This window comes from Actinoplanes subtropicus (genome assembly GCF_000721705.1).
GTDB classification, from domain to species: Bacteria; Actinomycetota; Actinomycetes; order Mycobacteriales; family Micromonosporaceae; genus Actinoplanes; species Actinoplanes subtropicus.
This window is the reverse complement of the sequence record NZ_JOJL01000006.1, coordinates 1-25,233: the sequence shown is the minus strand read 5'-3', so window position 1 is coordinate 25,233 and position 25,233 is coordinate 1. Positions and strand designations below refer to the sequence as shown.

Annotated in this window: 22 protein-coding genes; 13 read left to right on the top strand and 9 right to left on the bottom strand. The window is 69.8% G+C overall.

Annotated elements, in window-relative coordinates:
• Nucleotides 1-74: 74 nt before the first annotated feature.
• A complete protein-coding gene (locus tag IH26_RS55715; RefSeq protein WP_157437136.1) occupies nucleotides 75-1,391 on the bottom strand; it encodes a hypothetical protein in 1,317 nt (438 codons plus the stop codon).
• A gap of 212 nt (nucleotides 1,392-1,603) precedes the next feature.
• On the opposite strand from IH26_RS55715, the gene IH26_RS0109600 reads away from it, so the two are divergent.
• From IH26_RS0109600 to IH26_RS0109580, 5 genes are all read left to right on the top strand, one after another.
• Nucleotides 1,604-2,623 carry a synaptic vesicle VAT-1 family membrane protein gene (locus IH26_RS0109600; protein ID WP_030435786.1) on the top strand — a complete coding sequence of 340 codons (1,020 nt, stop codon included), beginning with the start codon at nucleotides 1,604-1,606 and terminating at the stop codon, nucleotides 2,621-2,623.
• Nucleotides 2,624-2,684: 61 nt separating this feature from the next.
• A complete protein-coding gene (locus IH26_RS0109595) occupies nucleotides 2,685-4,157 on the top strand; it encodes a GGDEF domain-containing protein (RefSeq protein ID WP_051807859.1) in 1,473 nt (490 codons plus the stop codon).
• A 107-nt stretch (nucleotides 4,158-4,264) separates the two neighbouring features.
• Nucleotides 4,265-5,134 (top strand): hypothetical protein, encoded by an 870-nt coding sequence (locus IH26_RS0109590; protein WP_245665074.1) that lies wholly within the window; start codon nucleotides 4,265-4,267, stop codon nucleotides 5,132-5,134.
• Nucleotides 5,135-5,161: 27 nt separating this feature from the next.
• A complete protein-coding gene (locus IH26_RS0109585) occupies nucleotides 5,162-6,400 on the top strand; it encodes a sensor histidine kinase (protein WP_211268617.1) in 1,239 nt (412 codons plus the stop codon).
• Between the two features lie 23 nt (nucleotides 6,401-6,423).
• Complete coding sequence (locus tag IH26_RS0109580) at nucleotides 6,424-7,035, top strand: LuxR C-terminal-related transcriptional regulator (protein WP_051807858.1); 612 nt, start codon at nucleotides 6,424-6,426, stop codon at nucleotides 7,033-7,035.
• Between the two features lie 119 nt (nucleotides 7,036-7,154).
• Here IH26_RS0109580 and IH26_RS0109575 read toward each other — a convergent pair whose 3' ends face one another.
• The 4 genes from IH26_RS0109575 to IH26_RS0109560 form a co-directional block, all read right to left on the bottom strand.
• Complete coding sequence (locus IH26_RS0109575) at nucleotides 7,155-8,078, bottom strand: acetamidase/formamidase family protein (RefSeq protein WP_211268616.1); 924 nt, start codon at nucleotides 8,076-8,078, stop codon at nucleotides 7,155-7,157.
• 62 nt (nucleotides 8,079-8,140) lie between these two features.
• Complete coding sequence (locus tag IH26_RS0109570; protein ID WP_030435780.1) at nucleotides 8,141-9,520, bottom strand: APC family permease; 1,380 nt, start codon at nucleotides 9,518-9,520, stop codon at nucleotides 8,141-8,143.
• Between the two features lie 40 nt (nucleotides 9,521-9,560).
• On the bottom strand, nucleotides 9,561-9,830 hold the full coding sequence (locus IH26_RS0109565; RefSeq protein WP_030435779.1) for a Txe/YoeB family addiction module toxin: 270 nt from the start codon (nucleotides 9,828-9,830) through the stop codon (nucleotides 9,561-9,563).
• A 134-nt stretch (nucleotides 9,831-9,964) separates the two neighbouring features.
• Nucleotides 9,965-11,365: a polysaccharide deacetylase family protein gene (locus IH26_RS0109560; protein ID WP_030435778.1), complete on the bottom strand. Its 1,401-nt coding sequence runs from the start codon at nucleotides 11,363-11,365 to the stop codon at nucleotides 9,965-9,967.
• A gap of 234 nt (nucleotides 11,366-11,599) precedes the next feature.
• On the opposite strand from IH26_RS0109560, the gene IH26_RS62760 reads away from it, so the two are divergent.
• Nucleotides 11,600-15,286: an arabinofuranosidase catalytic domain-containing protein gene (locus IH26_RS62760; protein ID WP_051807856.1), complete on the top strand. Its 3,687-nt coding sequence runs from the start codon at nucleotides 11,600-11,602 to the stop codon at nucleotides 15,284-15,286.
• 44 nt (nucleotides 15,287-15,330) lie between these two features.
• Here the strand turns inward: IH26_RS62760 and IH26_RS0109550 are convergent, their stop codons facing one another.
• Nucleotides 15,331-16,002 (bottom strand): TetR/AcrR family transcriptional regulator, encoded by a 672-nt coding sequence (locus IH26_RS0109550; RefSeq protein WP_034214453.1) that lies wholly within the window; start codon nucleotides 16,000-16,002, stop codon nucleotides 15,331-15,333.
• Nucleotides 16,003-16,022: 20 nt separating this feature from the next.
• Here IH26_RS0109550 and IH26_RS55710 point away from each other — a divergent pair, with 20 nt between their 5' ends.
• Nucleotides 16,023-16,670, top strand: a complete 648-nt coding sequence (locus tag IH26_RS55710) for a TMEM175 family protein (RefSeq protein ID WP_051807854.1) — start codon at nucleotides 16,023-16,025, stop codon at nucleotides 16,668-16,670.
• Between the two features lie 134 nt (nucleotides 16,671-16,804).
• Here the strand turns inward: IH26_RS55710 and IH26_RS0109540 are convergent, their stop codons facing one another.
• The 3 genes from IH26_RS0109540 to IH26_RS59650 are packed head-to-tail and all read right to left on the bottom strand — an operon-like array spanning nucleotide 16,805 to nucleotide 18,224.
• Nucleotides 16,805-17,152: a hypothetical protein gene (locus IH26_RS0109540; protein WP_030435774.1), complete on the bottom strand. Its 348-nt coding sequence runs from the start codon at nucleotides 17,150-17,152 to the stop codon at nucleotides 16,805-16,807.
• Nucleotides 17,153-17,196: 44 nt separating this feature from the next.
• Nucleotides 17,197-17,595, bottom strand: coding sequence for a hypothetical protein (locus IH26_RS0109535; RefSeq protein WP_084598774.1), 399 nt, complete (start codon nucleotides 17,593-17,595; stop codon nucleotides 17,197-17,199).
• A 5-nt stretch (nucleotides 17,596-17,600) separates the two neighbouring features.
• A complete protein-coding gene (locus IH26_RS59650; RefSeq protein ID WP_157437135.1) occupies nucleotides 17,601-18,224 on the bottom strand; it encodes a hypothetical protein in 624 nt (207 codons plus the stop codon).
• Nucleotides 18,225-18,625: 401 nt separating this feature from the next.
• Here IH26_RS59650 and IH26_RS0109525 point away from each other — a divergent pair, with 401 nt between their 5' ends.
• From IH26_RS0109525 to IH26_RS0109500, 6 genes are all read left to right on the top strand, one after another.
• Nucleotides 18,626-19,726, top strand: a complete 1,101-nt coding sequence (locus IH26_RS0109525) for an acyltransferase family protein (protein WP_030435771.1) — start codon at nucleotides 18,626-18,628, stop codon at nucleotides 19,724-19,726.
• Nucleotides 19,727-20,086: 360 nt separating this feature from the next.
• A complete protein-coding gene (locus IH26_RS0109520) occupies nucleotides 20,087-21,109 on the top strand; it encodes a hypothetical protein (protein WP_030435770.1) in 1,023 nt (340 codons plus the stop codon).
• Between the two features lie 187 nt (nucleotides 21,110-21,296).
• A complete protein-coding gene (locus IH26_RS0109515) occupies nucleotides 21,297-22,526 on the top strand; it encodes a class I SAM-dependent methyltransferase (protein WP_030435769.1) in 1,230 nt (409 codons plus the stop codon).
• Between the two features lie 2 nt (nucleotides 22,527-22,528).
• A complete protein-coding gene (locus tag IH26_RS0109510; protein WP_051807852.1) occupies nucleotides 22,529-23,389 on the top strand; it encodes a glycosyltransferase family protein in 861 nt (286 codons plus the stop codon).
• 4 nt (nucleotides 23,390-23,393) lie between these two features.
• Nucleotides 23,394-24,038 (top strand): PIG-L deacetylase family protein, encoded by a 645-nt coding sequence (locus tag IH26_RS0109505; RefSeq protein WP_030435767.1) that lies wholly within the window; start codon nucleotides 23,394-23,396, stop codon nucleotides 24,036-24,038.
• A 10-nt stretch (nucleotides 24,039-24,048) separates the two neighbouring features.
• Nucleotides 24,049-24,930: a phytanoyl-CoA dioxygenase family protein gene (locus tag IH26_RS0109500; protein WP_030435766.1), complete on the top strand. Its 882-nt coding sequence runs from the start codon at nucleotides 24,049-24,051 to the stop codon at nucleotides 24,928-24,930.
• Nucleotides 24,931-25,233: the final 303 nt, after the last annotated feature.

Here is a 25,233-nt window from a genome sequence, read left to right as displayed (position 1 = left end):
CCCCTGCGCGACAGCGTCGGCCTCTCCGACTCCACCCTCTCCAAACAGCTCACCACCCTGGCCGACGCCCGCGATCAGTAGCAGGTCACCGCGGACAGATCGGCCGCGTAGCCGCCGTGGTTCTGGTAGTAGGTGAGCACGCTCTTGAAGTCGGCGCAGCGGGCCTTGAGGGTGGCGGACGAGGCCCCGGTGCCGTTGACGGCGCGGGTCACCTGGGCCATGTTGAGCCGGTCCGCCGGCGTGTTGAGGTCGTGCGTGACGGTCCAGTACCAGCGGGCGATCTCGGCGCTGTAGGCGACCGAACGGGCGTCCTCGCGGTTGTTGACGAAATCGTGCTGGAAATAGCTGCCGGCCGCGGCGTAATTGGCCTTGAGGGTGAGCTGGATGTAACCGCGGCCGCAGTACGGGTAGTACGAGGTCTTCGACGTGCAGCCGATTTCGAGCCGGTTGTACTGCACCGCGCTCTCGGCCTTGAGCGTCGACAGGAAGGCGGCCACCCGTGCCGGGCTGTTGATGTTGCCGCGTCGCATCGCGGCGTTGAGCGAGGCCAGGCCGTCGGTGACGGCGGCCGTCGGGCTGATCCCGAGCGCCTCCTTGAGCAGTGCCGGCGTCACCGTCGCGTCGGCCGGCAGGGTGCTGCCGGAGTCGCCGGAGTACACGACCCGCCCGTAGTAGGCGGCGGCCCCGAAGGCGAACACACCGCCGTCCCCGGCGACCATGAGGTAGCCATCGTTGCGGATCCCGCCCATGCCGACCACGGGCTTCTGCAGGTGCTGGCCGCCCATCGACCCGTAGAACCGGGCATCCCCGTAGGCGAAGATGCCGCCGTCGGCGCCGACCAGCCAATAGCCCTTGCCCGTCGGCGTGGCCGCGATGCCCACCACCGCCGCGTTCAGCGGCTTGCCACCCATCGACCCGAAGAACTGAGCGTCCCCGAAAGCGAAAATGCCGCCGTCCGCGCCCACCAGCCAATAGCCCTGGCCGGTCGGCGTCGCGGCGATGCCGCGGACGGGAGCGTTCAGCGGTTTGCCACCCATCGAGCCCTTCGGCACGGCGTCACCGAACGCGAACACCCCACCGTCGGCGGCGACGAGCCAGTACCCCTTGCCGGTCGGGGTGGCCGCGATCGAGGTCATCGGCGCGTTGAGGGCATGCCCGCCCATGGATCCGTAGAACTGCGCGTCGCCGAAGCTGAACACCCCGCCGTCACCCGCCACGACCCAGTAACCCAGCCCGGTCCTGCTGGCGGCGACGGCCACCGGGGGCTTGGTCGTGGTGACGTCGGCGGAAGCCGACTCGGCCGCGGCGACGAGCCCGCCGGCCAGCGCCACGGCGGCCGCCAGCACGACGGCCGACCCCGTCCGCCGGCGACGGGACAACAATTGATTCATGGAGCGATCTCCTCAGGAATTGCCCGCGGAAGGTTGGAAGGCAAATACAACAAATGACGACCGCCCGGGAAAAGGATTACGAAGGAGTTCGGCACCCGCGGCCGCGGAAGGGAGACGGTGCGTCATCCCCGCGCGATGAGCGGCCTAACCCTTCCGGGTAGACGGGTGCCTTTGGCAGGATGGGCGGATTCGGTTGAGGGGACGGAGCATCGATGCGTGCCGTGTGGATCACCAAGGCGGGCGGACCGGAGGTTCTGGCGGTACGGGAGAGCCCCGACCCGAAGCCCGGAGCGGGCGAGGTGCGCATCGCGGTTCGCGCCGCCGGGCTGAACTTCGCGGAGGTCATGGCGCGGCAGGGACTGTATCCGGACGCGCCGAAGCCGCCGTGCGTCGTCGGGTACGAGGTGGCCGGCGTGATCGACACCCTCGGCGCCGAGGTCACCGGTCTCGAGGTGGGGCAGCGGGTGCTCGCGCTGGTGCGGTTCGGCGGCCACGCCGAGTCGGTGTGCGCGCCCGTGGAGCGGGTGCTGCCGATGCCCGACGACCTCAGCTTCGTCGACGGGGCCGCGCTGCCGGTGAACTATCTGACGGCGTACCACATGCTGTTCCGGGTGTCGCAGTTGCGACCGGGCATGCGGGTGCTGGTGCACATGGCGGCCGGCGGCGTCGGCATCGCGGTGCTCCAGCTGTGCCGGACCGTGCCGGGGGTGGTCACCTTCGGCACGGCGTCGGCCGCCAAGCATGACGTGCTGCGCGAGGAGGGGTGCACCCACCCGATCGACTACCGGACCGAGGACTATCCGGCGCGGGTGCGGGAGCTCGCCGGCGGCGAGGGTGTGGACCTGGTGCTGGACCCGCTGGGCGGCCGCGACTGGAAGCGCGGGCTCGGCCTGCTGCGGCCGGTCGGGCAGCTGATCGCGTACGGCTTCGCCAACCTCAACGCCGGCGAGCGCCGCAGCGTACGGCGGCTGGTCGGGCAGTTCAGCGGTGTGCCGGTGCTGTCCCCGTTCACCATGATGAACCGCAACCGGACGGTCAGCGGCGTCAACCTGGGCCACCTGTGGGGCCGGCCCGATCTGCTGAACGAGGAGCTGACCGCCCTGCTCGAGCTGTGGAGCGCGGGCGCCGTCAAGCCCCGCATCGACGGCGTGTACCCGTTTGCGGAGGCCGCCGCCGCGCACCGCCGGATCGGCGAGCGCGGCAACATCGGCAAGGTCGTCCTGGTTCCCTGACCGGAACGTCAGACATTCGATTGCTCCGGAAATAGCTCATTTCGTCTGTTGGAATAGCGTGGTGGGGCGAAGAGAGCGAGCCGGCCTGCCGCTGTGGGGGTGCTACCTCGCGGCGCTGACCGTCGCGGTGATCGGCTACTTCGGCACCCCGGACTCCTGGATCCAGACCATCTGCTACGACTCGGTCGCGGTGTCCGGGGTGGTGGCCATGGTGACCGGGGTACGCCGCACCGGCCCGACGGCGGCCGGCCTGTGGCTGATGTTCGCGGGCTGCCAGCTGATCACGGTGTGCGGCGACTTCACGTACGCCCTGTACGCGCGCTACCTGCACTCCTCGCCCTACCCGGCGCCGGCCGACGTGCTGTATCTGACCGGCGGCGTCCTGGAGGTCGTGGTCCTGGTCCTGGTGCTGCGGCGGCGGGTGCCCGAGCGGGACGCGGCGGGCGTGATCGAGGCGATGATCATCGCTGGGGCGTTCGCCCTCGTCGCGTGGGTCTACCTGATGAAGCCGGTCACCCAGTCCACCGAGCTGACCACCGCCGGGAAGCTGGTCGCGATCGGCTATCCGGTGCTCGATCTGCTGTTGCTGGCGCTGCTCGCCCGCATGCTGGTCGGCGGTGGCGCCCGCAACGGTGCCTACCGGCTGCTCGCCGCCGGCATGATCAGCTACCTGGCGGCCGACTACGCGTGGGCGCTCACCGACCACTTCGAGTTCGAGGCCGGCACGTTCGCCAGCCACCTGATGGACGCCGGCTACCTGTTCGCCTTCGGTCTGTACGGCGCGGCCGGCCTGCATCCCGGGATCTGCGACCTGGCCGCGCCGGTGCGGCTGGCCGACCGGCGCTTCTCGCGGTGGCGGCTGACCCTGCTCACCACGGCCACGATGATCGCGCCGCTGTTGCTCGCGGCGCAGGCGAGGCAGGCCGACAACCACGTGACCGACGCCCCGGCGATCGTGGTCGGCTGCGTGGGGATGTTCCTGCTCGTGGTGGCCCGGATGGCGGTGCTGATCCGGCAGGTCGAACGGCAGTCGTCGGTGCTGGAGCGGCAGGCGGCGGAACTGACCGAGCTGGCCCAGCGCGACGCGCTGACCGGCCTGGCCAACCGGCGGGCGTGGGAGCTCGCGCTGCCGCTGGCGCTGGACCACGCGCGGCGCGACGGGAGCTCGCTGGTCCTCGCGGTGCTGGATCTCGACTTTTTCAAGCGGTACAACGACGAGCACGGGCACCAGGCCGGCGACCGGCTGCTGAAGGAGGCCGCCGCGGCCTGGGCGAGCGGGCTGCGCCGCAGCGACCTGCTGGCCCGCTACGGCGGCGAGGAGTTCGCGCTGCTCCTGCCGAACGGCGACGGCGAGCACGCGGTCGAGCTGCTGGACCGGCTGCGACCGCTGACGCCGTCGGCACAGACCTTCTCCGCGGGCGTCGCCGTCTGGGACGGCCAGGAATCGTCCGACGCGCTCTTCGCCCGCGCGGACGCGGCGCTCTACGAGGCCAAACACGACGGCCGCAACCGGGCGGCACTCGCCGCCGCCTGACCGCCCTGAGGTAGAGCCAGCTCTACCGCACGGGTAGGGCAGCCTCACCCGGTTGTGCTATCTCCTGCACCATCGCGCTCGGAGCGGCCCTTCTTTACCGTCGTCCCATGCGATTTCGACCGATCACGACAACTGATGCCGCCGAACCAACACCGGATGCCGACCGCAAAACTGTTCGGCTGCATTCGAAGTCCGTGATCGGGTTGCTGCTGGCGGCCGGCGCGGCTTTGGCGGCAGCATTCGAGCCCGCCCCCAGGGCCCTCCCGATGCCAGCCATCGGGGCTTACAATATGGCGAAACTGCAGGACGCCCTCGGGCGCGCTCTCGTCGAATATTGGCAAAGCGGATCCCGGGCGCTCCCCGCCAGTCTGACAGCGCTGGTCGGCTACTGGTTCGAATGGCATGCGATCAAGGTGGCAATCAGCGCGTCGTTGGTCATCGTCCTGGCCCTGCTCAGCGCCGGGCTGTGGCAGAGATACCTGCGTGGCCGGCCCTGGTACGCGGCGATCGCCACAGGCGCAACGGTGTCGACGGTTTTCGTCATTGGGGTGCTATCGGTGAACATCCAGGTGACGGCCCTACCTCTGATCCCGTTGCTCGGGGTGCTACCCGGTAGAACCGCCGACGGAAAACTCGCACAGGCTTTGAGTCAGATGCACGAAGGGCTGACGAAATCGGCCGGCCCGCACGCCGGTTCCCCTGCGCTGACGGTGCTGCTCGGCGAGGTCGAGCGATATTACTGGGTCACGGCGGCGATTTTCGCCACGCTGATGGTGGCAGCCGGCCTGGCGAGCGCCTATTTCTGGAAGCGGCGTATCGCCGGCGACCCGAGCGCCACCCGGGTCAGATTCATGCACAGCACACACGGTGTCATCACGGCCCTGACCGCATGTCTGCTGCTGCTCATGGCAGTGGCCGGTGCACTCTCGGCGCTGGAGCCCGCCACCTCGCTGCTCGGCATCATCGGTGCGGGCTGACACCGCTCGCGTCGTAGGGTCGTGACCGTGGCGACGAGCGTGTGGCGGGCGATGGCGGGCAACCCCGTCCGATTCGTCCTGTCGCGATGGCCATGGCGCAGCCTGGCCTATGTGGTCAGTAGCGTGGCGGTCATCTCGATCATCTGGCTGGCCGTTTTGCCGCTGCTGCTGTTTCCGCCGCTGCTGCTGCTCGTCGGCATACCGATCGGGACGCTGGAGCGCCTCCGGCTCGGGTTCCTGGAGCCGGTGGTGGTCCGCGACCCGCACGCTCCCGCGCCTCCGAGCGGCTGGGCGTGGGTGCGGCGGCGGGTGACCGAGGCTGCCACCTGGCGCGAACTCGGTTATTGCGCGTGCCTGCTGTCGGTGCTTGCGCTCCTCGACCTCGCCGCGGTGCTCGTCCTGTTCATCTGCCTCGTGGTGGTGGCGCTGCCGCTGTTGGTCGGGTCGGGCGCGGACGTCCGCTTCGCGGTGGGCACCTGGACGGTCGAGACCGTCGGGCAGGCATGCGCCGTCGCCGGTCTGGCCGGGGCGCCCGCGACGGTGGTCACCCTGTACGGCATCAGCGTGCTCGGCGGTGCCCAGGCCGCCTTCGCCAAGTGGCTGCTCGCGCCCACCGGCACCGAGCTGAACCGCCAGGTCGAGGAGCTGGCCCGGTCGCGCAGCCGGTTGGTCAACGCGTTCGAGGCCGAACGCCGTCGGATCGAGCGGGACCTGCACGACGGCGCGCAGCAACACCTGGTCCTCCTGACGATGAAGCTGGGCCTGGCCGAGCGGCATCTGGCCGACGCGGGCGGACGCGCCGGCGAACTCGTCGGCGAGGCACACGAGCAGGCCCGGCTGGCACTCACGACCCTCCGGGACCAGATCCGCGGCATCCATCCTCAGATCCTCACCGATCTCGGGCTGGCCGAGGCGGTACGCGAACTCGCCGAACGGTGCCCGATTCCGGTCGAGGCCGACCTCGACCTGCCCGGCCGGCTGCCGGCCGAGATCGAGTCCACCGCCTACTTCGTGGTCTCGGAGGCCCTGACCAACGCGGTACGACACGCGGCAGCCACTCGTATCCAGATCAGTGGCAGACTCGCTGAGCAACGGCTGGCGCTGACGATCGTCGATGACGGCAGGGGCGGCGCCGAACCGTCACTGGGTACGGGCATGCGGGGGCTGGCCGACCGAGTGGCCGTCGTGGCCGGCACCCTGGAGATCAGCAGCCCACGAGGAGGACCCACCACAGTGCGGATCGGCCTGCCGTGTCGCTACGAATAGTGCTTGCCGAAGACGCCACCCTCATGCGGGCCGGACTCGTCAGCCTGCTCGAAGGACTGGGCCACACCGTGGTGGCGGCGGTCGGCGACGGCGACTCGATGATCGCGGCCGCCCGAGAGCACCGACCCGACCTGGTCATCACCGATGTCCGCATGCCGCCCGGTTTCACCGACGAAGGACTGCGCGCCGCGGTGACCCTACGCGCCGGCGACCCGAGCGCTGCGGTCCTCGTGCTGTCGCAGTACGCGGCCACCGCGTACGCCGCTGAACTGCTCGGCCCGTCCGGCCGGGCCGGAGTCGGCTACCTGCTCAAGGACCGCATCGGCGAGGTCGCCGACTTCTCCGACGCGGTGTCGCGGGTCGCGGCCGGCGAGACCGTCATCGACCCCGACGTGGTACGGCAGTTGCTGAACCGCCGACGCACGACCAACCCCCTCGACCGGTTGACCACCCGGGAACGGGAGGTGCTCGGGCAGATGGCCGAAGGCCACAACAACCCGTCCATCGCCCGCACGCTCGAAATCAGCGACGCCGCGGTGGCCAAACACATCGGCAACATCTTCACCAAACTCGAGCTGCCCGAGGCCGACGGCCACCGCCGGGTACTCGCCGTCCTGACTTACCTGCGAAGCTGACCGCACCCGGGTCGGCAGCGACGGCGCGCGAAACACAGCCCGGCCACGACACCCGCACCGTGCCTTCGCGGTCTGGCACGGGCCCCCCGGGGCTGCGCCATGCGTTGTTTCCGTCAGTGTCAGCTGCCGAAATTCCGGAGGCGGGCGTGCGTTCCCTCGTACGCGGTCGCAGTGCCCAGGTATTTCTTCGCCAGCTTGGCGAGCATCGTGTAGTTCGGGTCGCAGACGTTCCCGACCGGCGCGGTGCCGGCCTGGCTGACCAGCTGGTACGCGTCCAGTTGGTCCAGGCCGGTCAGGGCGGCGGTCCAGGTGACCAGGTCGTGCTGGCTCATCCGGTACGCGTCCTCCAGCGGGCGGGCCGAGCCGGCCGACATCAGCGCGTCGTCGGTCTCGAAGCGGGGCGTGGGGGTGAAGACGCCCTTGACGACGTCGAAGATCACGACCGTGTTCATCGCGGCCTCGATGCCGGTGCCGCAGACCTCGCCGTCGCCCTGCCGGCAGTGGCCGTCGCCGAGGGCGAAGAGTGCGCCGGGCACGTTCACCCCGAAGTACGCGGTCACGCCGGCGCGCAGCTCGGGGGTGTCCAGGTTGCCGCCGTGCACGTCGGGGACGATCGTCATGCGGGTCTCGAATGCGGCCGGGGCGACCCCCGCCGTACCGTGCATGGGGTCCAGCGGCATCTCGACGCTGAAGTCGCCTCGCCGGGCGTGATAGCGCACGATGCCCGCGTCGGCGTCCACGTCGTAGCGCCAGACCACCTCGTCCAGCGGCGGCTGCAGGGTGGCCGTGGTGTGGGTGCTGGTCAGCGCCCCGAAGTGCGGGAACGTCGAGGAGACCGCCCAGTCGCGGGCCGGGGTGATCGAGACGAAGTGCACGGCCAGGGTGTCGCCGGGTTCGGCGCCCTCGATGTGGAACGGGCCGGTCACCGGGTTGAGGTAGGGGAACTCGCAGACGACCGAGGGCAGGTCGGTGACGTCGCGGACCCGGCCGCCGAAGCAGTCCTCGGTGTAGAGCGAAACGGCCGTGCCGGGCTTGACGCTCATGACCGGCGACCGCCCGCCGAACGTATACGACAAATCGGAAAAATCGGGTTGATACGACAGCACTATGGCTCCTCGGGCGTAAGGCCGGCCAGCGCGGGGCGGCGGCCGCTGACGTAGAACGAGATCAGGACGAGCACGCCGATGCCCAGCCAGATGAAGCCGAGCCGCTGCGCGGCGATGTTCGCGTTGATCACCACGTAGAGCAGGATCAGGAAACCGATCACCGGTACGGCGAGGTGCCGCAGCCAGTCGCGGCTGTGCCGCCGCACCACGTAGTGGACCACCACCGCGACGTGCAGCGCCAGGAAAGCCGTCATCGCGCCGAAGTTGACCAGCGTCGACAGCAGCGAGATGCCGTCGTCCCGGGTCGCCATGTACAGCCCGAGGGCCAGCGAGACGGCGGCGACCAGCAGCGTCGCGTTGGCCGGAACCTTGTGCTTCTCGTTGATCCGGGCGAGGAAGGCGGGCATCTGGCGGTCGCGGGCCATCGCGTACAGCAGACGGCTGGTCGCCGCCTGCGCGACCAGGGAGTTCGCGAAGCCCCAGGCGATCGCGGTGGCCAGCGCGGTGAGACTGGCGAGCCAGCCGCCCCCGGCCGCGCGGGCGGCGTCGTAGAACGCGGTGCCTGCCGGGTCACCGTTCTTCAGAAGACCGGGAGCATCCGGTACGAGCAGGGCGGCGACCCAGGTCTGCACGACGAACAGGGTGCCGGCCAGCAGCAGCGCCCCGACCATGGCCCGGCCGATCTGGCGGGCGTCCTCGCGGCTTTCCTCGGCGAGCATCGAGATGCCGTCGAACCCGAGGAAGCTCAGCACCGCGATCGAGACGGCGCCGAAGACCACCGACCACTGGAAGGTGTCGGCGTTGTAGAGCGGCGCCCAGGCGTTTCCCACGTGGACCTTGCCGGCGAACAGGGCATAGAGGCCGACCAGCAGGAAGATCGCCAGGACGATCAACTCGGCGATCAGCATCAGCTTGTTGACCCGCGCCGTCATCTGGATGCCCAGGTAGTTGACGAGCGTGTTGAGCAGGACGAACGCGACCAGCCACAGCCAGACCGGGATGCCCGGCACCAGCGAGTGCATGGCCACGCTCGCGACCAGGTAGAGCAGGCCGGGCACCAGCACGTAGTCGAGCAGGATCACCCACCCGGCGAGGAACCCGACCGGCGGCGCGATGCCCCGCCCGGCATAGCTGTAGACGGAGCCGGCCATCGGGAACGCGCGCACCATCTGGGCGTAGGACAGCGCGGTGAACATCATCGCGACCATGCCGATGACGTACGCGAGGGCCACCATCCCGCCGGAGCCGCTGTAGACGCTGCCGAAGATGCCGAACGGCGCGATCGGCACCATGAAGATCAGGCCGTAGATGAGGAGGTCGGCGAAGCTCAGGGAGCGGCTGAGCTCCTGCCGGTAGCCGTACTGCTCGAGATCGGACATCGCAGGTCTCCCTCGATTCCATTGATCTCTGTCTACCAGCCTATCGATCCCCGTAGTGATAGCGGCAGGACAGAATCTCTATCTGGTCCTGCGTATCGACAACCCGGTGCACGAGCCGGTGCTCTTCGGTGATCCGGCGCGATGCCCAGCCGGACAGATCGCCCTTGAGGAGCTCGGGCTTGCCGATGCCTCCGTCGTCACCGCGCTGAATATCCTTTATGAGGGCGTCAATCCGTTTGAGGACCTTTCGATCGGCTGACTGCCAGGTCACGTACTCGTCCCACGCTGCCGGGTGCCAAACCAGCTTCATGCACTGGCCTCGGCGGCAGGATCGATCAGTTCATGCCGGACCTGCTCGCCCGCCTCCATTTCCGCCATTCGGCGGCGCAGCTCGCGGCCGTTGGCCCCGCGAGACAGGTGGTTCAACCAGGCCAGGTCCCGGCGTCACTGGCCGGCTACGGACCGTATGACGTCGCCGAGGGTCATGACGCGGATGCCGGTTTTGCCGGCCACGTAGTCGACCAGCGCGGCGTGGTTCGCGATGGAGAACTGGGTGGATGTCGTCGGGGTCGTGACGATGTCGTGGCAGCAGAACACGAGCAGGCCGCCATGGTTGGCGACGCCGTCCACCCGGCTCTGCAGCGTCGCCAGCACGCTGTTGTTGTCGAGGGTGTAGCAGCGGATCGCGTACGGGTCGGCCGGCGGCATCGTCTCGGCGCTGTTCGCCGTGCTGGTCATCGCGCGGGCGTAGGCCAGCCCGTCGTGCGCCATCTGCCGCTGCACCGTGGTGCTGTAGCGGCCCAGCGGATAGCAGTGCCCCAGAAACCCGTCCGCCAGGTCGTTGGCCTGCAGCCACTGGACGGTGTTCGCGATGTCGGTGTCCAACTCGGCGGCCGACAGCGGGTTCGTGCCGTACGCGACGCCGGTCGCCGCGTTGGTCGCGGCGGCCATGCCCCGGTTGTGGTTGGTCGCCGTGTACGCGTGCGGCCCGATCTCCCAGCCCGACCAGCGCCGCATCTGCTGCAACTGGACCGTGGTCAGGTATGTGGTGTTCCCGCCGTCACCAGCTTGGACATTGGACACGATCGTGTACGCCGTCCCCGGCCAGCCGTACTTGTCCAGGTCGCGTTTGGCGATCGTGTACTGGGCGCCGTACGAGTCGTCGTACGTGAAACACACGATCCCGCCGGCGGCGACCGGCCGGCGCTCGATCACCTGCATGGCCTGCAGCCGCACCTGGCACGTCGTCCCGCTGGCCGACGTGGCCCGGATGCGCAGCGAGTCGACGGCGGTGAGGTCGGGGCTGCCCGTGATGATGGCCGACTGCCAGGGGAGTGTCACCCACTTCCATTCGCCGTCCTTGAGCCAGCGGACGGACGGGTCCGGCGTTTCCGACTGGATGTACACGATGCCGAAGTTGGCCACCATGCTGTCCGACGACACGTACACGTTGAGGCCGGTCAGATAGTCGAGGCCGTCCACGCGGACGAGCGCGCGCAGCTGCTTGGTGCCGGAGATGTTCAGCGACAGCCCGGTCTTGGTCAGGGTCGTGGCGACGCCGTCGGTACGGGTGGTGATCGAGGCGGACTGGGTGCCCATCGCGTACGTGGTGGTGTCGTTCAGGTTGCTGGCGCTCGCGTTCTGCACGGCCCAGCCGTGCCCGGACTGCATCGACGTCACATGCGTGACCACGCGGGGGTTCACCGGGTTCGCGCTGCTGACCGCTCCGGTGGTGTCGCCCGCCAGGAGGGCCCTGAGGCCGGGGGCGGCGGCCGGGAGCAGGGAGAGGCCGGCCAGGGAGTTCGCGCCGGCGGCAAGGGCGGTACGACGACTAATCGGAGCCATCGGGCCTCCAAGGTTTCGATGTCTTCCCTCATTGGAGGGCCCCCGTAACGGCGGTGTCACATGACGGAAGCTGAGGGAATCCTCGGGCGATCTCTTGACGACTCGCGTTGTTAACGTTCACAGTGACTGGCGTTGATGCCGGCGCGTGGGATGCCGGCCGAGGCAAGGGACCGGTCCATGAGGATCTTCGCCGCTGGTATCGCGATAGCTCTCAGTCTGTTAGGAACAGCCACCGTGGCACAGGCCGCCACCCCGTCGGCCGCCGCCCCGGCCGCCGCCGAACGGCCGTGCGACATCTACGCCGCCGGGGGTACGCCCTGCGTGGCCGCGCACAGCACGACCCGGGCGCTGTACGCCGCCTACGACGGCCCGCTCTACGCCGTGAAACGGCTCTCCGACAACCGCGTACGCAATATCGGTCTGTTGCATCGTGGCGGGTATGCCGACGCGGGCGCGCAGGATCGGTTCTGCGCCGGCACGACCTGTCTGATCACGACGCTCTACGACCAGTCCCCGATGCACAACGACCTCACCCAGGCGCCGCGCGGCGCGTTCAGCGGCCCGGCCATGGGCGGCGCCGACAACCTCCCGGTGGCCGACATGGCGCCGATCACCGTCGACGGGCACCAGGCGTACGGCGTCTTCATCGCGCCCGGGACGGGCCTGCGCAACAACGACACCCACGGCATCGCGGTCGACGACCAGCCGGAGGGGATGTACTGGGTCATCAACGGCCAGCACTACAACGGCGGCTGCTGCTACGACTACGGCAACGCCGAGACGGACAGCCGCGACGACGACAACGGCACCATGGAGACCAGCTACTTCGGCTCCGCCAACTTCTGGTACCACGGCGTCGGGGCCGGTCCCTGGGTCATGACGGACCAGGAGAACAACCTGGTCGGCTGCGTGAACCCGGGCAGCACCGCCAAGCTCTGCGCCAACCTGCCGAGCGTGACCTCCCGGTTCGTGACCGCGGTGGCCAAGGGCGAGCCGCACCACTGGGCCAGCCTCGGCGGCGACTCCCAGCAGGGGGCTCTGACCACGATGTACGACGGGCAGCGCGTCGACGCGAGCTACGACCCGATGCGCAAGCAGGGCGCCATCGTGCTGGGCAACGGCGGCGACAACAGCAATGGCTCGCAGGGCACCTTCTACGAGGGCGTGATGACGTCCGGCTACCCGACCGACGCGGTGGACCAGAAGGTGCAGGCCAACATCGTCGCCGCCCGGTACGCCGTGCAGCCGCTGACCCTGACGCCGGCGCTGCGCACGTTCGCGCCGGGGGAGAGCCAGGCCGTCACCGAGACGTACACGAACACCACCGGCGCGACCGCGGCCGACGTCGCGCTGAGCGTGTCGGCGCCGTGGGGGTGGAAGGTCAAGGCGGCCGGCGCGTCGCGGTTCGCCTCGGTCGCGCCCGGCGCGAGCGTGAGCGCCACCTTCACCGTCACCTCGGGGGTGCGGGCCTTCGACGGCGACCTGACCGGCCAGGCCGAGTGGCGCAACCCGACCGGCCACGGCCGCGAGGTGGCCTCGACGATCGAGAAGGTCCGCAACACCAACCCCATCAAGATCAATGAATTCCGCATCGGCACGAGCGACGACCCCACGAACTCGTACATCGAGCTCTACAACGCCGGCTCCCGGACGGTGGACGTCTCCGGCTGGACGCTCACCCAGCGACCGACCCAGCAGGCCGTCAACTCCGTGATCCGGATCCCGGCCGGCACCCGGATCGCCGCACACGGGCAGTACCTGCTCGGCCTCTCCGCCGCCGGTCTCGCCGCCCCGGCGAAGGCGGGCGACACCACGCTCAACGTCACCAACACCACCGGCATGAACGTCGGCGACCAGGTCGTCATCGACGCCGGCGGCCGGCCCGAGAAGGCGACCATCGCCGACATCCCGGCGGGCGGGGCCTCCGGGCCGCGGGTCGCCGGGAGGCTCGGCAACGCCGTGAAGCTCAACGGCGCCGACGAGTACGTCGCCCTGCCCACCGGCATCGTCAGCGCGCTCTCCGACTACACCATCTCGGCCTGGGTGAACCCGTCCTCGGACGACACCTGGGCGCGCATCTTCGACTTCGGCACCGGCACCTCCGTCAACATGTTCCTGACCGTCAACGGCGGCGGCAACGGGCTGCGCTTCGCCATCACCGGCGGCGGCAACGGCGTCGAGCAGCAGCTGACCGGCGGTGGCCAGCTGCCGCTGAACACCTGGTCGCACGTCGCGGTCACGCTCTCCGGCACGACCGGGACGCTCTACCTCAACGGCACGGCGGTGGCGAGCAACACGAACATGACGCTGAAGCCGTCCGCGCTGGGGAACACCAACCAGAACTGGATCGGCCGTTCGCAGTACCCGGACCCGTACCTCAACGCGACGGTCGACGACTTCAACATCTACAACCGGGCGCTGTCCGCCACCGAGATCGCCGCCCTCGCCGGTGGCACGGCCGGCGCCGGCAACGTCGCCGACTACAAATTCGACGAAACCACCGGCCGTACGGCGACCGACTCGTCCGGCAACGGCCGCGCCGCGACGATCGTCAGCCCCGGCTCGGCGGCCGGCGCGCCCACGCCGCTCTGGCAGCCCCTGCCGGACGGCCCGATCATCACGGTGCCCGCCCACTCGACCACCGTCCCGGTGACGAGCACGGCCGGCTTCCACGTCGGCCAGCGGGTGGCCCTCGGCTACGGCGACAGGCTCGAGGTCGCCACGGTCACCGCGATCGGCCAGCCTGGCACCCAGGCCCGGCTGGCGGCCCCGGCCGCGGTCGGCGCCACCACCCTGAAGGTCACCTCGACCAGCACCATCTCGGCCGGCGACACCATCCGGCTGGACATCGGGTCGCGGGTCGAGACCGTCACCGTCGCCACGGTCGGCACCGCCGGCGCCAACGGCACCGGCCTGGGCCTCACCGCCCCGCTGACCATCGCCCACTCGTCCAACCTGCCGTTCAGCGACCGCGGCACCGGCCTGACGTTCACCCCGGCGACCCGCTTCGCGCACTCCAGCAACGAGCCGGTCCAGGCGCTGGGCAGCGGAATCGTGCTGAACCACCCGCTGGCCCACCGGCACCCGATCAACGCGACGGTCGCCGACGCCGCGGTGACCACCGCCGGCTACCAGGGAACGCCGGCGCCGAACCAGTGGTTCGGCGGGCCCGCCCTCTCCACCAGCGCCGGCAGCATGGTGCTGCGGGACGCTCAGGGGCTGGTCGCCGACAGCTTGAACTACGGGCTGATCGTCGACCCGTGGGCCGCCGAGGGCGACCAGAGCGGCACCGGATCCGGCTGCGTCGTGGCCACCCCGGCCCTCGGCGCCGGCGACGGCAAGAGCGCGAGCCGGTTCCCGGACGGCGCCGACACCGACAGCAACTGCGCCGACTTCATCGTCTCGAAGCCGACGCCGGGCGCGGCGAACCTCTTCGCGCTCGACCCGGGCCCGTGGGTGTCCCTCCAGGCGACCACCGCCGGCCAGACCGGCAACTACGTCAAGCACGACGACGCCGACGACCTCGTGGTGACCGCGCCGGTCGCGGCCGGCAGCCCGGCGACCGACAAGAAGGACGCCACCTTCGTGGAGACGGCCGGCCTGGCCGACGCCTCCTGCGTGTCCTTCGAGTCGGTCAACAAGCCCGGCAGCTACCTGCGGCACCAGAACTTCCAGCTGCACCTGCAGCCCAACGACGGCAGCACGCTGTTCCAGCAGGACGCGACGTTCTGCCCGCAGGCCGGCAACAGCGGCCAGGGCACGTCGTTCCAGTCGGTGAACTTCCCGGGCCGGTTCCTGCGCGCCTTCCAGAACACCGTCTACCTGGCCAGCAACGGCGGGACCAACGCCTGGGACACCGCTACGTCGTGGGCGGACGACTCCAGCTGGCTGGTCGCCGCACCCTGGAGCCCGAAACCCTGACGGTTCCCCGGCCGGCGCCGCCAACTGGCGGCGCCGGCCTTACCTCAGTGCCCGGTCGCGGCCGCCCCGCGCGCCGCGACCGCGTCCAGCAGGAGGTTGATCGCGAGCTCGAACTGGTCCTCCCGGTCCACCTCGGCGAGCATCCCGGCGACCGACCGGATGTGCGGGTACTTGCCGGCCGGCAGCACCAGGTACTCCCGGCTCCAGGCCAGCCCGTCCCGCTCCATCAGCTCCGGCGCGACCGCCCGGGACGCCGCCGCGAACGCCGTCCAGGCCAGGATGGTGTCGGCCACCGCGCGGTAGACGCTCGCCGCCTCCCGCCCGCTGAGCCCGGCCTGCTGGATCGCGCCGATCGTCAGGTCGGCGGCCCGGAACTCGGCCTCCCGGCGCAGCGTCCGGTTGGCCACCAGCAATGCGACCCGGGGGTGCGCCTCGAACGACCGGCGGGTGGCCCGGGCCATCGCCAGCAGCCGCTCCCGCCAATCCGGCTCGTCGTCGTCGACCTGCGCGAACGCGTCCTCGAGCAGCCGCGCGCCGAGCGCCAGCAGCAGGTCGTCCTTGTCCCGGAAATGCCGCAGCACGGCGGTCGGCGCCACCCCGAGCGCCTGGCCGAGCCGGCGGAAGGTCAGCGCGTCCGCCCCCTCGGCCTCCGCGATCTCGAGGGCGACCGTAACGATCTCCTCCTGGTTCAGAGACCCCCGCACCCGCTTCTCCATGCGCCCACCATAATGTCGCGGTGACTGAGACTCCCACGGAGAAGGCGCTCTCCGCGTCGGCGGAGCGGCTGGTCGTCTTCACCGACGCCGTGGCCGCGATCGCGATCACCCTGCTGATCCTGCCGCTCATGGAAAGCGTGTCGGAGGTCGCGTCGAAGGGCAGCGAGGGGGTGAGCTTCGGCGACTTCGTCCACGACCACCTCGGCCAGTTCGGGGCGTTCGTGCTCAGCTTCGCCGTGATCTTCCGGCTGTGGTGGGCGAATCACGAGCTGTTCCGGCACATCGCCCGGCTGGACAGCGGGGTGGTGCGGTGGAGCATGGTCTGGACCTTCGCGATCGTGCTGCTGCCGATCCCGACCGCGCTGATCACGGCCTACCCGCCGTCGCACGGCAGCGTCGCCCTCTACGGCGGCGCGCTGTGCGTGGCGAGCGGCTCGCTGCTGATGCTGGGCTGGCACGGCCGCAGCCACCCGGACCTGGCCGGCGACGGCACACCGGTGCGGCGCGAGCAGGTCCTCGCCTCGGGCGGCGCGTTCGTCGCCGAGGTCGTCGCCACGATCATCGGCTCGGTCTTCGCCGAGCGGATCAACTTCTGGGCGTTCCTGCTGCTGTTCCTGACCGCCCCGATCCAGAACGCGATCAAGTCGCGCTGGCGCAAGGAGGACTGAGCACCCGCCCCGGCTCCCGCAACCCCAGCCCGACCCGGCGTCGGGGTAGCCCGGCGGCGCCGCACCACCGACAATGGACGCGACCTTGTCCCCGGTGTCCAGGCCGCGACTCTGATCACGGTGCGAGCGCGAGGTCATTTGCGCTGGCAGGTCAGCTCGATCGCCTGGTCGCTGGCGCCGTCAGGGACGTTCACAGCGGCAGGGGTGCAGCCGCCGTCCACGTCCTGGACGGTCAGGCGGTAGGTGCCGGCGCTCAGCGTGAACCGGAATTCGCCGCCCTCGGCCACCTGCTGCCGGGCGACCGGAAAGCCACCGCGGGTCACGACAACGGTGCCGGCCGGGTGGCCGGGCTCGGCCCCGGCCGGCCCGCCCACCTGGACGATGGCGCCGTGCACCGCGCCGTTCGGGGCCGAGGCGGATCCGTGGCCCGCGCACCCGGACAACACGAGAACCGCCGTCAGCGAGACCCGGACGGTGGCCATGCCGCAGCCTAACCCCGCGCTGCCGGGGCCGGTCGCCCTCGTTCCTACAGCCCCGAGGGCGGCCACTCACGCCACCGCTCCGCGCTAGCCGGCGCCGCCTCGATGACTTCGCGCAGCATCTGCGCCACCTCGCGGAGAAACGCGAGCGCTGCCGGGTCCGACTCGTCGTCGAGCACCCAGTTCGCATCCCACGCGACCAGGCGGGCCAGCGCGCCCGGCTCGGTCGGCGGATCGGCGATGACAGCCTCGAGCGCATGCAACTCCCGCTGATGGAACCGGATGTTGGTGCCCGCCAGCACGGTGAGACGCGAGCGAACCTCGTCGAAGCTCTCGGAGTCCCCGAACTGGACGCCGAGAAAGAGGCGAACGGTCTCTAGCGGGGGCTCCGCCGCGAGTTCTTCGACGTTCCTCCGCGCGGACTCGGGGAGGCGCGAGTAGTCCACGAGGATCACCCTAGCCCGGCGGGAAAAGCGGTCACGATGAACGGCTCAGGCGGATCGGTTCCGGGCGCGATCGCGATGAGTATCCGCACGACGCTGGTGGTCATGTACTGCGCCCGGCGCGGTCCGGCGCCGCCCATGCCCGTGTTGACGAACCCTTCACCGATCCGGTGACCCGCGTCGAACGTCGCCTGGTGGACGCCGTCCGTCGCCAGATTGTTCCGGATCTGTTCCCAATGCGCTCGGACATAGTCGTTGACAGTCCGATTCATGGTCGAATGGTCGGTCCACCGGAACGACGCGTTCATCGGTCTCGCCCAGCCGGTGTCGCCGTAGATGCGGCCTTCAATGGTCCTCATGGTCGGGTCTCTCCGGAGCGGCACGTCGGGACCGTGACGGTCGACGGTGTGCGCATCGTCGGCACGATGCGCGGCGTCGTTGAGCGCGACGTCGAACTTCGGTGGCTCGTCGCCCAGGTTGTCATAGCCCTCTTCCCAGCGGCGCAGTTCGAGGTCGTCGGGGGTGGGTGGCCTGCCTGTGGACGGCGACCCGCTGACCGGGCCCGTGCCTGCGTCGGCGGCGGGGCGGCCGCGTTCGAAGGTCTGGGCCACGGCCCGCTCGGCGCCGGCCACGCCGCCGACGTCGGCGGCCGTGGGGGTGTGGTGGCGCGGCGGTTCGTCGGGCGGGTCGCTTCCGCCGCCGGGGCGGTGGGGTGGCGGTTCGGGGCCGCCGCCGTGGTGGGGTCGGGGCATCGCCGGCCGTTCGTTCGTGCTGACATCGGTCCATCACGATAGGTCGATTCGTCAAGCACGGTACGTAGCTTCGGCGCCGGACGATAGCGGGCCCTCCGCGGCTGGGATGTAGCGAATCCGACTCGTTGGCCGAAGGTTGACCGGCGGTGGGGCCGAACGTACCGAATCGCCATCGCGGCTTCTGCCGGACTTCCCGGTTCCATCTGGCGTTCGGCACCGGAGGCTCGGTAACTTTCCCAAGCCCGCCCTCGGGTGACGAACGGGAAGGAACGACTCGGCGGATGGCCGAAACACAAGGTGACCGGCGCCTGCCGTCGCTGACCGGGCTGCGATTTCTCGCGGCGTTCGCGGTGTTCGGGTTCCATGTGGCGGTCGCCGATCCGGCGGCCGCCGCGCACGGGATGCCACCGGCGGCGCACTGGATCTTCCGGCAGGGCGCCACGGGAGTGTCCTTCTTCTTCATCCTCAGCGGCTTCGTGCTCTGCTGGTCGGCGCGGCCGGGGCAGACGATGCGCCGGTTCTGGCGGCGGCGGGCGGCGAAGGTCTATCCGAACCACTTCGCCGGCGCGGTCGTCGCTCTCGGTGTCGTCCTGATCACCGGCGCCGCGCTGAGTGCCGGGGTCGTGGTCAGCAACCTCCTGCTGCTGCAGGCCTGGGTGCCCGATCAGAAGGTGTACTTCGGACTCAACACGCCCAGCTGGTCGCTCTCCTGCGAGGCCTTCTTCTACCTGTGCTTCCCGCTGCTGCTGCTCGCCGTCGACCGGTTGCCCGGGCGCCGGCTGTGGGCGGCCACCGGGGCGGTGCTCGCGGCCGTGTGCCTGATGCCGGTGGTGGCTCTCGCGCTGCCGGGCGACCTTCGCTACTGGTTCGTGTACGTGTTCCCGCCCGTACGCCTGCTGGAGTTCTTGATCGGGATTTTGCTGGCCCGGATCGTGCGGGCGGGTCGCTGGATCCGGCTGGGCGTGCTGCCCGCGGCGGCGCTGGCCCTGGCCGGCTACTTCGCCTCGGGTTACCTGCCGGACGGTTTCTCCTACGTGGCCGGCACGGTTGTCCCGCTCGCCCTGCTCATCCCCGCGGTGGCGGCCGCCGACCTGCGCGGCGCCCGCTCGATCCTGCGCAGCCGGGCGCTGATCCGGCTGGGCGAGGTCTCCTTCGCCTTCTACCTCGTGCACCAGCTGGCCATCCGCTTCGTCGACCGGGCGGCCGGCGACTGGCTGTGGTCGCATGCGCACCCGCTGGTGGTCGGCCTGCTCATGCTGGGGCTGTCGCTGGTGGCCTCGTGGGCGCTCTACCGCGTCGTCGAGGTGCCGATGATGGCCCGGCTGGCCGGCTCGCCCGCGGCAAATCCGCAACCGGAGCCCGCCGAAGCGACCGCGGCCTGACCGTGGAGCACAGCGATGGCATGTCGGATATCCGACATCGGGGTCCGCCGCGATGGACTTCCGCACGCCCGAATCGCCCGGCCGACCCCCGGTCGTAACCGTTAGAACCACCCACGGTTCACCCGTACGGCCCGCACACTGTGCCCACGCACCGGTGCCGATCATCAAAGCTGCCCGGAAAGATCACCTCCCGTCACAACACGGGGCTTACGCACCTTGTTTCGGGTCGTATTCTCGATACCGGTGGCCGATGGATCCTCCGAAGACGGTGGCTAGCATCTGGGTGCAGACCCGCAGCCGTCGCGGCAAGGTGAACCGATCCCGGAAGAGAGATTTGAATTGGACTTTTGGGACCTCACTGTGCTCATCTTTCGCCGGTGGAAGATCGCTCTGCCGCTGCTGCTGCTCTCCATCGGGGCGACGGCCTACGTCGCGTTGACCGCCAAACCGGACTACAAGATGACGTCCTACGTCCAGTTCGTCCCGGCGAAGGTGACCGGCACCGACAACGCGGCCAACGCCGCGGCGCGTAACCCCTGGAACCAGCTGGGCACCAACACGCTGGGCCAGGCGGTCATCTACGCGACGCAGGACCAGGGCTTCCTCGACTCGCTGAAGGCCGGTAAACACACCGACAACTTCACGCTGACCCTGACGTACCCGAACCCGATCATCACGGTCGAGGTGGTCGGCACGACGGCGGACGACGCGCGGACCACCACCGACCTCATCATCAACCGGATGAAGTCGTCGGCCGACGCGCTGCAGCGCTCCTCCGGCGCCACCGACGCCGACCTGATCACCACCCAGCGGCTCGACCGCGGGGCGAACGTGGCGCCGTCGAACAGCAAGATGAAGCGGGCCGTCATCGCGGTCGGCGCGGCCGGCCTGGTGCTGACCGCCGGCGGCACGGTCGGGTTCGACGCCATCATGCGCCGCCGCGCCCGCAAGCAGCAGGAGCTTGCGAACGGCGCGGTGGCCGGGGCCGGCGACGACCCGAAGAAGGCCGGCGTCAACGGCGCCGACAAGGGCTCGATGGACGACACCCGCCTGATCACGCTGATGGGCAACAAGCGCAACGGCCGCGAGGTGCCGGCCATGCGTGAGCCGATGCCCGAGTCGGTCGAGCGCACCGCGATCATCATCAAGCGGAACCCGCCGGTCGAGAAGCCTCCGGTCAAACCGGCACGGCCCGCCTCCGCAGGCACGTACCGGTCGGCGAACGCCCAGACCCCGACAAACGGGCAGGCCCCCGCCAACGGCGACGACCGCAAGCCGAACCCCGCGGACCCCAACAACAACAAGGGGAACGAGTCCTCGGACGTTCGGGTGGTCTTGCAGCCCAAGTGGGTGGGCGGGGAGAACGGCAATAAGCCGAAGTGACCGCCTGAACACCCGACAGACCGGTACCACCCCCGACCATATTCTGAGTCTGCGCCTTGCGGCGTAAGCGTTTTCTGGTGTCGGATCGCAGCCGGGGCGGCCGTTGTCGGGTTGCTTGCAGCTGCGATCCACGGGCATCGCCGCGCCAATAAGTTTGGCGGGCGAACCCGTGAGATGAGGGAGTCTGATGACCGCGGTTGCCTGCCGTCTGTGCGGAGCTAACCTGACCGAGACTTTTGTCGACCTGGGCATGTCGCCGTTGTGCGAGAGCTATGTCCCGGCCGGCAAGACCGACGGACCCGAGACGTTCTACCCCCTGCACGTTCGGATCTGCTCCGAGTGCCTGCTCGTCCAGCTGGCGGCGTACGTGGCCGGGGAGGACATCTTCTCCGACTACCTGTACTTCTCGTCGTACTCGACCTCCTGGGTCGAGCACGCGCGGCGGTATGCCGAGGACATGACCGAGCGGCTGGGCCTGGGCCCGGACTCGCTCGTCGCCGAGGTGGCCAGCAACGACGGCTACCTGCTCCAGCACTTCGTCGCCGCCGGCATCCCGGTGGTCGGCGTCGAGCCGGCCGCGAACATCGCCGAGGTGGCCCGGGAGAAGGGCATCCGCACCGAGGTCGAGTTCCTGGGCCCGGAGACCGGCGCGGCGGTGGCCGCCAAGTACGGCAAGGCCGACCTGGTCGCCGGCAACAACGTGTATGCGCACGTGCCGGACATCGTCGGCTTCAGCGCCGGCCTGGCCGCCCTGGTGAAGCCGACCGGCCTGGTGACGCTGGAGTTCCCGCACCTGCTGCGCCTGATCGAGCGCAACCAGTACGACACCATCTACCACGAGCACTACCAGTACCTCTCGCTGCTCACCGCGTCCCGCGCGCTCGCCACCGCCGGCCTCACCGTGGTCGACGTCGACGAGCTGAGCACGCACGGTGGCTCGCTGCGCGTGCACGCCCGCCCGGCGGAGGCGGCGGGGGAGCCCTCGCCGAACGTGAAGGCCGTGCTCGCCGCCGAGGAAGAGGCCGGCCTGCACACGCTGGCGGGCCACGCCGGCTTCGCCGAGGCCGTCTTCGGCATCAAGCGCGACCTGTTGAGCTTCCTGATGAAGGCGCGGGCCGAGGGCAAGACCGTGGTCGGCTACGGCGCCCCGGGCAAGGGCAACACGCTGCTGAACCACTGCGGCATCCGGACCGACCTGCTGGCGTACACGGTGGACCGCAGCCCGCACAAGCAGGGCTGGTTCCTGCCGGGCACGCACATCCCGATCCACCACCCCGACAAGATCGCCGAGACCAAGCCCGACTACGTCCTGGTACTGCCCTGGAACCTGCGGACCGAGATCACCGAGCAACTGGCCTACGTACGCGAATGGGGCGGCCGGCTGGTGTTCCCCATCCCGACCCTCGAGGTGGTGTGACCATGAAGGTGGTGCTGTTCTGCGGCGGCCTCGGCATGCGCATGCGCGAGGGGCCGACCAGCGCGCCCAAGCCGATGAACATGATCGGCGACCGTCCGCTGCTGTGGCACGTGATGCGCTACTACGCGCACTTCGGCCACAAGGACTTCGTGCTGTGCCTCGGCTACGGCGCGGCCGCGGTCAAGGACTACTTCATCAACTACGACGAGACCCAGTCGAACGACTTCACGATGGCCGGCGGCAGCCGCAGCATCGAGCTGCACAGCACCGACATCGACGACTGGAACATCTCGTTCATCGACACCGGCCTCAACTCGTCGATCGGCGAGCGGCTGATGCGGGTGCGGCACCTGGTGCAGGACGAGGAGATGTTCCTCGCCAACTACGCCGACACGCTGACCGACGCCCCGCTCGACGAGCTGATCGAGCGGTTCGAGCAGTCGCCCGACGCGGTCGCCAGCATGCTGGCCGTCCCGCCGGTCTCCACCCACCACGTGGTCGAGATCGCGGAGAACGGCGAGGTGACCGGCGTCCGCGCGGTGACCGAGCTGATGCAGTACGAGAACGGCGGCTACTTCGTGATGCGCCCCGGCATCTTCGACGAGCTGCGCCCGGGCGAGGACATGGTGCCGCACGCCTTCGACCGGCTGATCCCGCGGCGCCGGCTGCTCGCCCAGCGCTACGAGGGCTTCTGGCGGGCCGCGGACACCTTCAAGGACCGCGCCGAGCTCGAGGACATGTACCACCGTGGACAGTGCCCGTGGATGCTCTGGGACCCGCACCACAACGGCAAGGCGCCGCTGACGGTGTCGGAACTGGTACCGAAGCAGCCGACCGCGGCCGACCCCGCCCTCGCCGGGTAGGCCGATGCTCAGCCTGTCCCTGACCGGGGTCCGGTCGCTGGTCGCGGTGGGTGCCCACCCCGACGACATCGAGATCGCGGCCGGCGGCTTCCTGCTGTCGCTGGCCGCGCAGACCCCCGGCGTACGCGTGCACTATGTTCTTTGTTCCGGTTCGCCGGACCGGCAGGCCGAGGCCCGTGCGGCCGCGGCCGCCTTCCTGCCCGGAGCCGAGCTCTCCTTCGCGCTGCACACCCTCCCGGACGGCCGCCTGCCGGCGCACTGGAACGCGGTGAAGGAGATCCTGCACGAGGCGGCCGGCGTTCTCCAGCCCGACCTGGTGATCTGCCCGGCGCCGAACGACGCGCACCAGGACCACCGGCTGCTCGCCGAACAGACCCCGACGGTCTTTCGCGACCAGCTCGTCCTGCACTACGAGATCCCGAAGTGGGACGGCGACCTGGCTCGCCGCAACCTGTACGTCCCGCTGGCCGACGATGTCGCCCGGCGCAAGGTCGAGTTGCTGCACGAGTCGTTCCCGTCCCAGAAGGCCCGGGACTGGTGGGACGACGAGGTGTTCCTGGGCCTCGCGCGGCTGCGCGGCATGGAGTGCCGGTCGCGGTACGCCGAGGCCTTCGACTGCAGCAAAGCTTCGCTGAAGATTGGATCCTGAGGAGCACCCCGTGACCGTTCTCTACTACGACTCGACCATGCCGGACGACGAACGGCGGCAGAAGCTGTTCGGCGGCGACCTGTTCGTCTACTCGCCGACCGCGCACTCGCTCGAGCTGGTCGCCTTCGCCCGGGAGATGGCCGAGACGGCGCTGGCCCCGCATTTCCCGCCGGACGCCCAGCACCACATGGAGAAGCAGGCGTACGTCGACGTGCTCGCCGACCTCAAGCCGACCTTCATCAACCACAAGCGCAGCAAGGAACTGGTCGCCGGCATCCTCGCCGACCTCGGCATCGACACTTCGCAGGCCTACCTCGATGTGCCCCGCCTGCGCACGATGACCAGCGAATACCTGAACGCCGGCCTGACCCTGCAGTTCGAGTCGCACCGCGACACCTGGTTCTCGGCGCCGTTCTCCCAGATCAACTTCTGGATCCCGGTGTACGACATCGCCGAGGACAACGCGATGGCCTTCCACCCGCGGTACTTCACCGAGGGCGTGAAGAACAGCTCGCGCGACTACAACTACGCGGAGTGGGTGGCCTTCGGCCGCACCGCGGCGGCCCAGCAGGTCGACATGGAGACCCGCAAGCAGCCGGAGGCCGAGCAGGAGATCGAGCGTACGCCGGACATCCGCGTCATCGCCCCGCCCGGCGGCATCCTGATCTTCTCCGGGGCCCAGCTGCACACGACCGTCCCGAACACGTCCGGCCGCACCCGCTTCTCGATCGATTTCCGGGTGGTGAACCGGAAGGATGTCGAGTCCCACGAGGGCGCCGCGAATGTGGACTCGGAGTGCACGGGCACCAACCTTGGGGACTTCATGCGGGCGACGGACCTGGAGCGCCTCCCCGCCGAGTTGATCGGCGAGTACGACACGGCTCCGGTCTGACCTCAAAGGCCAGATCAAATTCCCGATACCGTACGCGGTCAGCCAGGCCCCCGCCTCTCCGGGCGACCTGGCTGCCGTCCCGGCCCTGTGCCGCCCGCATCCGGGCTGAGCTGCAACTCGGGCCGGCCGGCCGAGGCTTGTGGTCACCGTCGCTGCCGCCGCTCGCGCCGCGGATCGTGGCACCTCCTCACCACCCTGCCCGCGCCCCTAATGAGTGCTAGGAGTTGGTCGTTCGGGCAGACTCCTGGGTTGGTAGCCGCTGGCCGGTGAGCACTTCGTGCCCCTGGACGTTGAGTCCTGAGC